This window comes from Actinomycetota bacterium, from assembly GCA_040905475.1.
In the GTDB taxonomy this organism is placed as follows: domain Bacteria; phylum Actinomycetota; class AC-67; order AC-67; family AC-67; genus DATFGK01.
Map to the genome: position 1 here is coordinate 1 of JBBDRM010000069.1, position 13,085 is coordinate 13,085.

General features: G+C 67.4%; 12 protein-coding genes. 5 read left to right on the top strand and 7 right to left on the bottom strand.

The window, feature by feature from the left end; genetic code table 11:
* Window positions 1-721, top strand: a 721-nt coding sequence (locus WEB06_06730; protein ID MEX2555307.1) for an ABC transporter ATP-binding protein, incomplete at its 5' end; no start/stop codon positions are given.
* On the opposite strand, the gene WEB06_06735 is transcribed toward WEB06_06730, so the two are convergent.
* Window positions 718-1,449, bottom strand: a complete 732-nt coding sequence (locus WEB06_06735) for a methyltransferase domain-containing protein (protein ID MEX2555308.1) — start codon at window positions 1,447-1,449, stop codon at window positions 718-720. The two genes, WEB06_06730 and WEB06_06735, sit on opposite strands and share 4 nt — an antisense overlap.
* Window positions 1,450-1,488: 39 nt before the next feature.
* Here WEB06_06735 and WEB06_06740 point away from each other — a divergent pair, with 39 nt between their 5' ends.
* The 4 genes from WEB06_06740 (at window position 1,489) to WEB06_06755 (ending at window position 6,350) form a co-directional block, all read left to right on the top strand.
* Entirely contained in the window at window positions 1,489-2,481 is a 993-nt protein-coding gene (locus WEB06_06740) for an NAD(P)-binding domain-containing protein (GenBank protein MEX2555309.1), read from the top strand.
* 123 nt (window positions 2,482-2,604) lie between these two features.
* Window positions 2,605-3,096: a hypothetical protein gene (locus tag WEB06_06745; GenBank protein ID MEX2555310.1), complete on the top strand. Its 492-nt coding sequence runs from the start codon at window positions 2,605-2,607 to the stop codon at window positions 3,094-3,096.
* A gap of 97 nt (window positions 3,097-3,193) precedes the next feature.
* The gene (locus WEB06_06750; protein ID MEX2555311.1) at window positions 3,194-5,821 is read left to right on the top strand and encodes a penicillin acylase family protein; all 2,628 of its coding nucleotides are present in this window, start codon (window positions 3,194-3,196) and stop codon (window positions 5,819-5,821) included.
* A 139-nt stretch (window positions 5,822-5,960) separates the two neighbouring features.
* Window positions 5,961-6,350, top strand: coding sequence for a hypothetical protein (locus WEB06_06755; protein MEX2555312.1), 390 nt, complete (start codon window positions 5,961-5,963; stop codon window positions 6,348-6,350).
* On the opposite strand, the gene WEB06_06760 is transcribed toward WEB06_06755, so the two are convergent.
* From WEB06_06760 to WEB06_06785, 6 genes are read right to left on the bottom strand one after another with little or no spacing between them, the layout of a single operon-like run.
* Complete coding sequence (locus WEB06_06760; GenBank protein MEX2555313.1) at window positions 6,347-8,002, bottom strand: hypothetical protein; 1,656 nt, start codon at window positions 8,000-8,002, stop codon at window positions 6,347-6,349. The two genes, WEB06_06755 and WEB06_06760, sit on opposite strands and share 4 nt — an antisense overlap.
* A gap of 5 nt (window positions 8,003-8,007) precedes the next feature.
* Complete coding sequence (locus WEB06_06765) at window positions 8,008-8,442, bottom strand: TadE/TadG family type IV pilus assembly protein (protein MEX2555314.1); 435 nt, start codon at window positions 8,440-8,442, stop codon at window positions 8,008-8,010.
* Entirely contained in the window at window positions 8,439-9,362 is a 924-nt protein-coding gene (locus tag WEB06_06770) for a type II secretion system F family protein (protein ID MEX2555315.1), read from the bottom strand. Before WEB06_06770 ends, WEB06_06765 begins: the two co-directional genes overlap by 4 nt.
* Complete coding sequence (locus WEB06_06775) at window positions 9,362-10,315, bottom strand: type II secretion system F family protein (protein ID MEX2555316.1); 954 nt, start codon at window positions 10,313-10,315, stop codon at window positions 9,362-9,364. Before WEB06_06775 ends, WEB06_06770 begins: the two co-directional genes overlap by 1 nt.
* Window positions 10,316-10,317: 2 nt before the next feature.
* Window positions 10,318-11,796, bottom strand: coding sequence for a CpaF family protein (locus WEB06_06780; protein MEX2555317.1), 1,479 nt, complete (start codon window positions 11,794-11,796; stop codon window positions 10,318-10,320).
* A complete protein-coding gene (locus WEB06_06785; GenBank protein MEX2555318.1) occupies window positions 11,793-13,085 on the bottom strand; it encodes an AAA family ATPase in 1,293 nt (430 codons plus the stop codon). The genes WEB06_06780 and WEB06_06785 overlap by 4 nt, the downstream gene beginning before the upstream one ends.

Sequence of the window (13,085 nt, forward strand, 5' to 3'; positions counted from 1 at the left end):
CCAGAACGGACACGAACCGCTCTACCGTCTGCGCGACGTCCGTCGCAGCTTCCGGGTCGGAGGATCCGAGGTGCGCGCCGTCGACGGCATCGACCTCGAGATCGACACCGGCGAGTTCGTCGCGGTGGAAGGTCCGAGCGGATCCGGCAAGACGACGCTCCTCCAGCTCCTGGGCGCGCTCGACAGGGCGTCCGGGGGGTCGGTCGTCTTCGACGGGCGCGAGCTGACGGAACTGGACGACGAGGGCCTGACCCAGCTCCGCAGCCAGCAGATCGGCTTCGTTTTCCAAAGTTTCAACCTGATCCCGACGCTCACCGCTCGCGAGAACGTCGAGATCGCGATGGTGCCGGTTACGCGCCGCAAGGCCGACAGACGGACGCGCGCCGGCGAGCTCCTGGAGCTGGTCGGGCTCGCCGCGCGCGCCGACCATCTGCCGTCGCGGTTGTCGGGCGGCGAGCAGCAGCGCGTCGCGATGGCCCGCGCCCTGGCGAACTCGCCGCGGGTGGTGCTCGCGGACGAGCCCACCGGCAACCTGGACAGCGCGACCGCCGAGGAGGTCATCTCGGCGCTGCGCGATCTCTCCACGTCGCAAGGCGTGACGTTGATCCTCGTCACGCACGCCGAAGAGGTGGCGCGTCGCGCCGACCGGCGGATCAAGATGCGCGACGGAAGGATGCTCGACGACCGCGTCTGGCGGCCCGCGGACGGAACCAAGAACTAGGCCGGCGCCCGGCCGGCGAACATCTCGTGGAGCGTGTCGAATTCGCTGTGCTCGTAGGGAAGCGCGAGCGGCTCGAGCCCGGCCTCCTCGATGAGGCGCAACCAGGTCGTCCGCGAGAACAGCCCGGAAAGGTGATCCTCCCACTCGACGCGTGCCGGGCCGTCGCCCTCGACGATGACGTACACGAAGGTCGTACGGATCGTGGTTCCTCGCGGCGGGTGGCTCCACATCAGGTACCGGACGCCGGCTTTCTCGCCATCGTTCCCACCGGACGAGTGCGAAGGGCGGTAGGTCTCCGCCAGGTCGTCGGGGACGAACAGCGCCATGCCACCGGGGTTCAGGTGCGCGGCGGCGGTCTCGATCGCCGCGCGTAGGTCCTCTTCGATCGTCATGTACGTGATCGCATCGTGGATCATGACCGCGTCGAACGTCCGGCCGAGCCGCACGGTTCGCATGTCGCCCTGATAGTGATCCAGCTCGGGGTTGAGCTTGCGGCTCACCTCGAGCATCTCGGGTGACAGGTCGACGAGCGTCATCTCGAGCCGCTGCTTCATGTGGCTGGCGTTGTTGCCGCCGCCGCTTCCGAGCTCCAGCAGCGTGCGGACCGGTTGGGTCGAATGCTCTTCGAACGCGCGCTCGTACGCGGCCGCCTCCTCCTCGTATTCGTCGGGGTGACTGAACAACGGCCACAGAGGGGCGAGCTCGCGGTAGAGCTTGTGCGGGGTCACCGGACGCTCCTCGGGTTGACTTGGGTAAGGTTACGGCCCATGGCTCGCATCTTCCACGACACCGATGCGCCGCTCGAACCGCTGCGCGACAAGCGCATCGCGGTCGTGGGGTACGGGAACCAGGGCCGCTCGTGGGCGTTGAACCTGCGCGACTCCGGTCTGGACGTCGTCGTCGGAACCGTGGCCGACGCTTCGCAGAAGACGGCGGCCGCGGACGGCTTCGCAGCACACCCGATCGTCGAGGCCGTCGCCGAGGCCGAAGTCGTTTGCCTCCTCATCCCCGACGAGGTGATGGGCCAAGCCGTCGCCGAGAACGTCCGCCCGTCGCTGCGGCCGGGCGCGGCGATCTGCTTCGCCAGCGGCTACGCGGTCGCGTACGGCGAGGTCGACCTCCCCGACGACACCGACCTCGTCATGGTGGCCCCGAGGATGATCGGCGTCGGCGTCCGCGAGACGTACGAGGACGGGACGGGCTTCATCGCGTTCCTCGGTGTCGAGCGCGACGCTACCGGCAACGCGTGGCCGCTCGCGCTGGGCATCGGACGCGGGGTCGGTGCGACGCGACGAGGTTGCGTCGAGATGACGTTCGCGCAGGAGGCGCTCATCGATCTTTTCGTCGAGCAAGGCATCGCCCCCGCGTTGCAGAAGGTGTGGCGCGACGCCGCGCTGGTGCTGCTCGAACGCGGGATCCCGCTCGAAGCCGTGCTCGCCGAGTTCTACCTCTCCGGCGAGATCGAGCGCACCTACCGCGCGATGCGTGAGATCGGTCCGACGAAGCAGTGGCAGTTCCACTCCCCGACCAGCCAGTACGGAACGATGTCGCGCGCCGACCGCTTCGAGGGCCTCGACACCGCCGAGCGGATGCGCAGGGCCGCCGAGGAGATCGCCTCGGGTGCGTTCGCCAAGGAATGGGCCGCCGAACGCGACGCCGGCTACCCGCGCTTCACCGAGCTCAAGCAAGCCGACGGACGCGACGCGCTCATGGATCTCGAGGACAACACGCGCGCAGCGTTCGAACCCCCGACGGACTGAACCCGGTCCCGGCAGTCCTCGTATCCCCGTGCGACCCCTATCCAGGGAGGCGCTGATGCACCGTCGCTTGCTCCGTTCCACGAGGTTCCCACACGACCTAACTAAGGATGGAGGTGTCTCCGTATGAAGCGACTCGCGCTCCTCGGCTTCGTCGCGGCACTCGCGTTCACCGCCTGTGGCGGTGACTCGGAACCCGCGGCCCAGCCGAACACGCCGGCGCCGACGCAGAGCACCCAGGCCCCGACCCAGGGCTCGTCGCCGAGGGCGACGACCGTCAACGTCGCGACGTCACCGCTCGGCCAGATCCTCATCGACGCCGAAGGCCGGACGCTCTACCTGTTCATGAACGACACAGCGAACACGAGCGTCTGCACCGGCGGCTGCGCGCAGACCTGGCCGCCTCTGCTCGTGACCGGGCCCCCGACGGGCGGGCTCGGCGTCGAGGCGTCGAAGCTCGGCACGACGAGCCGGACCGACGGCGGAACGCAGGTGACCTACAACGGGCATCCGCTCTACCACTTCGCGTCCGACTCGGCGCCGGGAGATACGAAGGGTCAGGGTGTCGGCGGGAACTGGTTCGTCGTGTCCCCCCAGGGCGAACCGATCCAGTCGTAGGCGGTGCCGGCCTGCCGGTTCGAGCGATCGGGGAGGAAACCCCCGCCGGTGCGTTGAAGTAGGCGGGAGACAAGCCGCCTATCCCGAGGGGTGACCCGTGCGCTCGTCGAACCGTCGGATCCTGGCAACGTCCGCCCTTCTCGCCGCGCTCGTCGCCACGCTGGCGCCGGCCCGCGCCGCCGACCCGATCACGATCGTCCGCGACTCCTTCGGCGTGCCGCACGTTTACGGCGCGACCGCGGAAGACGTCTCGTACGGCGCCGGGTACGCGCTCGCGACGGACCGCCTCTGGCAGATGCATACGTTCCGCATGGTCGCGAAGGGCCGCCTTTCCGAGTTGCTCGGCATCGTCGACATCCTCGGCGTCGCGAACACCGTCGACATCGACAAGGACGTCCGGTTCTTCACCTACACCGCCGAGGAGCGCGCGCGGAAGTTCGCGACCTACCCGGCCGACATCCGTGCGAATCTCCAAGCGTTCGCCGACGGCATCAACGCGCGGATCGCCGAGGTCCAGCTCGACCCGACACAGCTCCCACTCGAGTTCGTCGAGTTCGCGACGCCGCTGATCGAGGACTGGCAGGTCGACGACTCGATCGCGTTGTCCGACGTCTTGATCCTGTCCTTCGGGGCCGGCGGCGGCAGCGAGATGCGTCACGCGGCGCTCCTCGCCGAGCTCGTCGCGAAGCACGGCGAGGAGCTCGGCACCAACATGTTCGACGACCTGATCGTCACCGAGGATCCGGACGGGCCCATCTCGATCCCGCTGGACTACGACTACGCCAACGAGTCCACGTTCGCGCGTGTCGCCGAAGCCGAGTCCCGTCGCGCCCTGACCGAAGACGCACGGCTGAGCCTGTCTTCCGCCGCGACGGCGACGGCGGCGTCGGCTCGACCGCGAGCGGCGCGCACGGGCACCGCGGCGCAGCTGAACTTGGTTCCCGACGCCGCGAAGGTGCTCCCCGCCTTCGAACGTCTCGCTCATGTGCAAGAGGCGATCTCATACGTGTTCAGCTTCGGATCCAACGCGCAGATCGCCGGTGCCGCGCACTCTGAATCCGGCAACGCGGTTCAGACGGCTGGTCCGCAGGTCGGCTACCTGCTGCCGCAATGGCTGGCCGACATCGGGCTGCACTCGGCCGATGGGGCGCTCGACGCGATGGGGATGACCTTCGCCGGAGCCGGTCCGGCGGTGTTGATCGGCCGGGGGAACGGCTTCGCGTGGACGACGACCACCGGCTCATCGGACCTCATGGACACCTACGTCGAGCAGCTGAACCCTGCGAACAACCGCCAGTACCTCTTCAACGGCGTCTACGAGGACATGGAGTGCCGGACCGAGACCTACGCGTTCCGCAACCTGATCCCGATCGACGAGCAGGAGATCTGCCGGACGCGCCACGGCCCGGTCGTGGCCTTCGACGAGGCGAACGGCGTGGCGTACTCGATGCGGTACTCGTGGTTCGACCGCGAGGTGCAGACGGTCGAAGGATTCTTCTCCTACAACAAGGTTCGGAGCCTGGAGGACTTCGCCACGTTCGCGAACTACCTCGGATCGAATCACAACATGTTCTACACGGACGACCAGGGTCACTACGGATACTGGCATCCGGGCAACCACCCCGTGCGCGCGGACGGCATCGACATCCGGTTGCCGCAGGACGGAACCGGCGGCTCCGAGTGGCAGGGCCTGCTACCGATACAGCAAGTGCCCCACGCCGTCGACTTCCCGCGTGGCTGGCTCGCGAACTGGAACAATCAGCCGGCGCTCGGCTGGAAGCGGGAGCGCGGCTGGGATGCCATCGACAACGCCAACGATCTGTTCCAAACGCTCGACCCGTCGAAGCCGGCAGTGAAGGATCCGCTCGCGGACGCGCTCATCAACGAGGACCGCAAGCTGAACTTCGAGGACTTGTCGGGAAATCTGAGATATTCGGCCTTCAAGGACCACCTCGACACGTACTTCCGCCCGTTCGTGCCCGAGGACGCCGACCTCGACGACTTCGTTTCGAAGGTCGCTGCGGCGGCGCTCCGCGCGTGGGACGGCTTCCGTACCGACCGCGACGACGACGGCACCTGGGACTCCCCCGGCCCGACGATCGTCGGCGAATGGGTGTCGGTGATGCGGAACATGGCCTTCGGCGACGAACTCGGCGGTCTCGCCGGCTGGGCAGACGAGAACCTCGTCTGGCATCTGCTCGCGACCGACGACACCCTCGCGCAGCAGATCGATTGGCTGAACGGCAAGGCACCCAGCGTCTTCGCCGCCGAAGCCTTCACGGTGGCAGCCGCGAATCTCTCCACAAGGTTCCAAAGTGCGGAGCCCGGCACCTGGAGGGATCCCGCACGCCTCGAGCACTACCAGCGGCTCAACGCCGACCTGGTGGCGGATACGTTGTTCGGTGCGCTCGGGCTCGACAACTCCGGCGACTCGGGGTTGCCCGGCGACGTGCGCGACCTGATCGAGATGGATCGCGGCACGTACAACCACGTCGTGGTCTACACCGACGCGCCGACCGGATCCGACGTTCTCGGGCTGTCGGGCTCGCAGTCGGGCAGCGTCATCCCGCCGGGACAGAACGGGTTCGTCAGCCTGCTGCTGCAGGAGGGGCCGCACTACGAGGACCAGCTCGATCTCTACCTCGAGTGGCGCTACAAGCCGATGTGGCTGGCGATCGAGGACGCTCGCGCCGACGCGGAATCGGAGATCACGCTCACGCGGTAGCTCGAGATCCCAGGTCAACGACGAGTACGGTTTCTCCGCGCTCAAATCTGGCTTGCTTCGCCAGGGATCCGGCGGGCCGGCTTGAAGAGGTACATCGGATCCGAAGCGGCGGCTGGGGGCCGACGAAGGGAGAACGCGCATGCGTAAGTTGCTCGCTCTGCTGGTGATGGCCGTGACGGCGGCCGCCGGCGCGTCGTTCGCAGACCCAGGCCCCAACGGAGAGAACAACCACGGCCTATGCACCGCGTACTTCAACGGCTCGGCCAACGGCCAGGAGCACAAGCGCGATGCCCCGCCGTTCGTCGCGCTCGCGCAGGAGGTCGGCGAGAACGACGGCGTCGACAACGACGGCGACGGCGACACGGACGAAGAAGGCGAGATGGCCGACCCGATCGGTATCTGGGACTGGTGCAACGATCCCGCGAACAACCCGAAGGGGATCGGCGGTCAGCCGGACGACCCGAACACCCCCGAGGAAGACCCGAACGGCGGCGGGAACGGGAACGGCGGCGGAGGCAAGAACGGCTAGCCGATAAGCCTGCGGTTCGCACAATCCTCGTCGAGGTTGGCGACGTCCGCGCCACCGATCTCGATGCCCAAGAACGCGAGCGCTTCTTTGAGCGGCGCGAGGAGCGTCGTGTCCAGCACGTTCAGCACCGGGTTGATGATCGCCAACAGGTCGTTCGCCACGGTCGTGGCGTTGATGCCGAGCCCGAGCACCTGCACCGTGAGCGCCAGGCTGGCCACGAGCTGATCGTCGACCGTGACGCTCGACGTCGATCCGACGGAGCGAACGTCCTGCCACGGGATCACCAGGTCGGCCGTCGAGCTCGGCATGACGGCCGTCGCCGTTCCGGTGACGTTGACGAGTCCGGCGATGCTGACGAGCTGCGCCGGGTTGACGACCGCCGGGATACTTCCGTCCGTCAGGGAGGCGTCGGTCGCCGTGCCGATCTTCGCGTTCAGCGCTTCGGCGACCGCGTGGACGGTTATGTCGCCGTCCGTCTGTGGGATATCGCACCGGATCGCGGTCAGCGTCCCGGTTGCGCCTGCCGTGTCGAGGTAGACGGGCAGGTGAACCACTCCCTGCTGCAGGAGCACCGTCAGCCTTTGGAGCAGCGTCATGTCGAGCTGGATCCGCGCCTGCGCGGTGTGGGCCTCACCTCCGACCCGGCAGCCGATACACATCTTCGGGGGCTCGATCACCGACATCTTCAAGCTCGTCGACGTCACGCCCGGGATCGTGATCGGCGCCGTCAGGTTGAGCAGGTTCGTGCCGTTGGCCACCGAGGCGGCCATGCCGATCATCTCGAGCACGTTCATCTGGGCGTTCGCTGCGTCGCCCGGGTCGCCGGTCGCCAGCTCCAGCATGTCGCCGAACTTGAAGTGCGCCGTGGAGCTGAGCTGGGCGGCGAAGGTTCCGAGGATCCCGGCCGCAGTGACGCTCGTCGGGTCGCCCTGGTTGTTGAGCGCCTGCGCGGTCGCGTTGAGAAGATCCTCGAATTGCACTTCTGAGTTGAGGATCTGGTCCGTCGACCCGAGCCCGAGTTCCGCGAAGACATCGCCGAGGGACACCGTCCCATCGGCCAAGCCGTTGTAACTCACGGCGTCGAGCGATAGAGAGCCGCCGAGCATCTGCCCGAGCACGCTGTTGAAGATCGGCGAGGTGCTCGTGTCCAGCCGTGCGAGCCGCGACCCGACCGAGAACGAAGCAACCTGATCGACCATGGCGACCGCTTGGGTCGTCAGTCCGATGTTCCCGGGGATGAAGCGGTTGTCGCTCCGGTGCGTGGCGGTGACCCGAACCGCGTTCGCCGTCGCATACGCCGTTGAAACCACCGGCGTGAAGACCTTGGTCGCCGAGTCCGCCGAACCGAGCTCGACCACCAAGCTGTTCCCGGCGGCCGTGTCCGCGTAGTCGAAGTCGTTCCGGGTGGCGGATTTCTGCGCGATGGCCAGGGTCTGGACGTAGTGGTCGACGAGGGGGTCGCGCCGGTCGCCCAGGGCACGCACGGCGTCGAGGCTGACGACGTCGACGACCTTCTGCAGGCTGCGCTTCTGCCAGGCCGCGTGGCCGATGTCGACCGACATCGCCGCCGACGCCATCACGAATACCAGCGAGAGCCCGGCGAGGATGCTGATAGCCCCTCGCTGCTCGCAGAGCAGGCGCTTGCGCATCAACGGGGTCAGGTGAGCTCGATGACGGCGGACGCGATCAGCTGGTTCGGCGTGGGCAGCCCGACGAACTTCGGAACGATCGGCTTCGTGTCCCACGGATACGTGATCGTCACCGTGATGCAGTCGACGGACGTGTCGTTGACGCACGGATCCACGGTCGCCGCGATGTCGCCCAGGGTGATGCTCCCGCCCATCCAGGACAGCCGTTCGAGCGCGGTCGTCCGCGCGTGCGTTATCGCGTCGGCCGAGGTGGTCTTGGAGATCGCCGCCCGGGCACCCTCTTCGGCCGCGTGGTTCATGCTCTGATCGAGCCCGTAGATGAAGCCGTACGTGAGGATCCCGTAGAGCAGCACGAGGAACACCATGGACACGATCGCGAACTCGAGCGCGGCGACGCCGTCCTGGCGCGCCAGTCGTTCTCGCAGCCGCTGCGTGATGCTCACTTGAGCACGTTCCCCATGATCGAGCTGACCGCCGGGCCGAGGACCACGACGAACAGCGCCGGGAAGATGAACAGGAACATCGGGAACAGGATCTTCACGGGCAGCTTCGCGGCCTTCTCGCGCGCCCACTGTCGCCGCTTGGACCGCATCTCGTTCGCCTGAGCGCGGAGTACACGACCCAGAGGCATGCCGAGGCCGTCGGCCTGGATCAGCGACAGGACGAAGTTGGAGACCTCGGGAAGGTCGACGCGCCGGCGAAGGTTCTGCAGCGCGGTGCGCCGCGGAACGCCCAGCTCCATCTCGCGGAGTAGCCGGTTGAGCTCGTGCGAGAGCGGCGAGTCGAAGTGCTTGCCGACGACCTCGATCGCGCCCTCGAGCCCCACGCCTGCTTCCACCGAGATCACGAGCAGGTCGAGAACGTCGGGGAGGTCGCGACGGATCGACGCGTGCCGGTCCTGGCGCTTGCTGCCGAGTCGAGACTCCGGGAGAACAACGCCGATGATCCCCAGGAAGGCGGCCATCCGGACCGTGCCGGTGCTCGAGAAACCCATCACGGACCCCATCGCGTAGCCGAGGCCGAAGCCGAGGACCAGCGTGACGACCTGGATGACGATGAACTCTTCCGGACGCAGGCGCTCCGCCAGTCCCGCGAGCATGATCCTGCGGCGAAGCCCGTCGACGTAGTTGCTCGGAAGGATCGACTGCAGCAGGGCGCCGAGGCGGCCGCCGAGTGGCGTGAGGATCCGCGCCGAAAGTGGTTGCGCCATGCGCTCCGAATACTCGTCGAGATGAACGTCCGCGCCTTCCAGGTCGGCGAGCACCGCGGCCGCATCGATGGCAGGCCGTCGGATCGCAGAGATCGCCAGCGCGAGGCCGAACGCGACGCCGGCGAGACCGAGGGGGATCGCGAGATTCTCCATCAGACGTCCACCCGAGCCATCTTCCGGATGATCCCGACCCCGATGGCGACCGACATCCCGGCGGCGCCGAGCACGGCAGGCCCCCAGCCTCGGAACATCGGCTTCATCCATTCCGGGTTCATGAGCTGCATGATCAGCATGAAGAACAGCGGCAGCGCCCCCAGGATGTTCCCCGACAGCCGACCCTCGGCGGTGAGGACCTTCACCTCCCGGCGGATCTCTTCACGCTGGCGCATGAACTCGGCAAGCGTCGTCAGCAGTTCCGCGAGGCGGCCCCCCACCGATTGCTGGATCCGGAGGGCCTGGATCACCCAGGCGAGGTCGGGGATGCCGAGCCGGTGGCTCATCCGGTCGAGCGAATCCATGAGCGGGTCGCCGAGGCGCGTCTCCGAAAGGACGCGCTCGAACTCCTCCGACATCGGGGCCTCGCTCTCCTCGACCATCATCTCGATGGCCTTCAGGAACGTGTGCCCTGCCTCGAGCGATCCGGCGATCAACGACAGCGCCTCCGGCAGCTGGCGCTCGAACGCCGTACGGCGCTTCGCGACTTTGATCAAGACGACACGCCACGCCAGGAACGGCATCGCGAACAGGGCAACGAACGCGATCACGGGGCGACCGGTGAGCAGGAGCCCGAGAGCCCAACCGAGGATCCCCGAGGCGGCGGCAACGATCACGAACTCGCCCGGGCGGAGCGGCACGCGACTGCGCTCGAGCTCTGCTGCGAGCCGGGTCTGCATCTTCATGCGCTCGAGCGCGCCGTGGACGAGTTGAACGCCGGACTCGAGCAGTGCGGAGTTCCCTTCCGCGATCACCTCGGGAGGAACGTCGTGCTCGCCCGACGGCAGGTCGAGGATGCGGGCGAGCTCCTCGTCACGCTCGCGGAGCCTGGTCAAGAATCCCACGACGAGCAACGAAAGCCCTGCGCCGGCGGCGAGGGCCGGCAGCAGCATCGTCACCGGCTCCTCCCTCGCATCAACAGCGTCGCGCGCGACGGCGGCGGCACGTTCTTGCCGTTCCGCTCCGCGCGAACCGCCGGGGAAGCCTGCAGGATCTTTGCCGGGATCTCGACGCCGTGCGCTTTGAGCTTGTCCAGGAACTTCGGACGAAGCCCGGTCGACTCGAGCTGCCCGACCTGACGGCCCTCCGACGTGATCTGCGACCGGAAGCGGAAGATCTCTTGAAGCAAGATCGTGTCACCCTCGAGGCCTTGGATCTCCTGGACCGAGGTGACCTTGCGCGATCCGTCGGTCTGACGCTCGAGCTGCACGATCACGTTGAGGGCCGACGCGACCTGTTCGCGGATCGCACGGACCGGAAGGTCGAACCCGGCCATCAGAACCATGGTCTCGAGCCGCGAGAGCGCGTCGCGAGGCGTGTTGGCGTGGACCGTGGTCAGCGAGCCTTCGTGACCGGTGTTCATCGCCTGGAGCATGTCCAGCGCCTCGGCGCCGCGAACCTCACCGACGACGATCCGGTCGGGGCGCATACGCAACGCGTTGCGGACGAGCTCGCGGATCCGGACCTCGCCTTTGCCCTCCGCGTTCGCGGGGCGCGCTTCGAGCGAGACGACGTGGATCTGCTGGAGCTTGAGCTCCGCAGCGTCCTCGATGGTGAGGATGCGCTCGCGCTCCGGGATGAACGAAGAGAGAACGTTCAGCAGCGTGGTCTTACCGGTACCGGTTCCGCCCGACACCAAGATGTTGAGCTTGCCGCGGACGCACGCATCCATCAGGTGGACGAAGTCGATCGAGAACGTCCCGAAGTTGACCAGGTCCTTGGCCGTGTAGGGCGTGTCGGAGAACTTTCGGATCGTCAGCACCGCGCCGCGAAGCGCGAGCGGAGGGACGATCGCGTTCACGCGCGATCCATCGGGCAATCGCGCATCCACCATCGGGCTGGACTCGTCGACCCGACGGCCGACCCCCGTGACGATCTTCTGGATCACCTGGTGGTACTGCTCCTCGTCCGCGAACGACAGATCGCTCTGCTCGACGAGGCCTTGACGCTCGATCCAGATGTCGTCGTAGGAGTTGCACATGATCTCGGTGATGGTCGGGTCGGCGAGCGGCGAGTCGAGGGGCCCGTACCCGAGCGTGTCGCTCATGACCTCGTCGACGAACTTCTGGCGCTCGATCGGCGAGATCTTCATATCCTCGCGGCGGAGCACCCGATCGACGGTGGTCTTGACCTCCTTGGCGAGCGCGGGGCCGCTCAGCGCCTTCGGGCCGGCGAGCTTCGGTGCCAGCTCGGTGAGCACCAGGTCGCGGACCTTGCGCTTCGTGTCGGTCCACGTCGAGGTCGACCGGCGGTCGGCTCCCGCGCGACGCTCCGACCGCACGCCACGACGCGCGCCGCCGTTGCCGCTCTTCTCGGGACCTTTCTCGGCTCGCTCTTGTGCTTCGAGCGCCGCCAGCTTCTCGGACAGCTTCATCGATCAACCCCCGCCGGTGTCGGCGCCGGCTGGCGCCTCAAGAATCGGAACATGCCGGTCTTGCGCTTCGCCGCTGCCGCAAGCTCGGCCATCTTGGTGCGTGCTTCCGGCGGCAGCAGGTCGTCCATGCCCTTGATGAGACCTCTCGATACGTCGGCGTCGGGGTACGAGACCAGCACCGGCTTGCCGAGGTTGATCGACCGCGAAACCTCCTTGGCGTACGGGAGCGTCGCGCGGAATCCCTGCGGGAATAGCTTGGTGATCTGGTCCACGGAGATGCCGAGGTCCTTCTCGACCTTGTTGAGAACCAGCGACACGGCGTCCGAGGAGATCCGGAGCTTCTGCAGGGTCTGCAGGAACATCCCGAGGTTCCGCACCGAGGGAAGATCCAAGGTGCACATCACGAACAGGCGCTCGGAGAGATCGAAGGCCGCGAGCACCGTCTCGGCGAGCGCGGTCGGGGTGTCGACGACCACGTAGTCGTAGCGAGCGCGGAGCGCTTCGATCACCCTCGTCACCTCGACCGGCGTGATGCGGTCGGCTTGGGAGGGATCCTTCGGCGCCGCGAGCACGTCGAACCGGTTCTCGTAGCTGACGACGTACTCCTGGATGTGCGAAGCGAGGTCGACGTCGGCCTCCGCCTCGTCCGCGTTCAAGACGTCGAAGATCGTGAAGTTCGGGTGCAGGCGGAGCGCGGTCGTGACTTCACCGAACTGAAGGTCGAGGTCGACGAGCACGACGCGCGCGTCGGCCTGCTGCGAGAGCAGCAGGGCCATGTTGGTGGCGTAGAAGGTCTTCCCGCAGCCGCCGGTCGCGGAGCTGACCGTGAACACCTTCGCCGGGGTCCGCGCGGCCATGGTCGAGACGGCCGGCACGTGGGTGACCGTGGGGGCGGCCGACATCCGACGCTCGCCGATCTCCATCGCCCGCCGGATCGCTCCCCGGATCGACGTATCGTCCGCGGGGAGCTCGAGCACGTCGTCCGCTCCGACCTGGATGATCTCGCGAAGCGGTGCGTCGGGCCGGTCCTGGAACGACATGACGACCGACGTGGACGGCCACTCCTTGTGGAGCAGAGCCAGGCGTCGCAGCCCGGTCTTCGTCGCCAGAGACGGCCCGGCGAGCAGAACCGTGAACGGGCCCTCGTGCTCGTGATTCACGTGGCTGGCCGAGCCCACCTTCGTGCAGGAGACGATCTCCGGCACCGGATTCATGTCCGCGGTCAGCGCGCGGACGCGCTCCGCCAGCTCCTCGTTCCGGTCGAGGACCAGGATCTTCGGGGTTTCCAC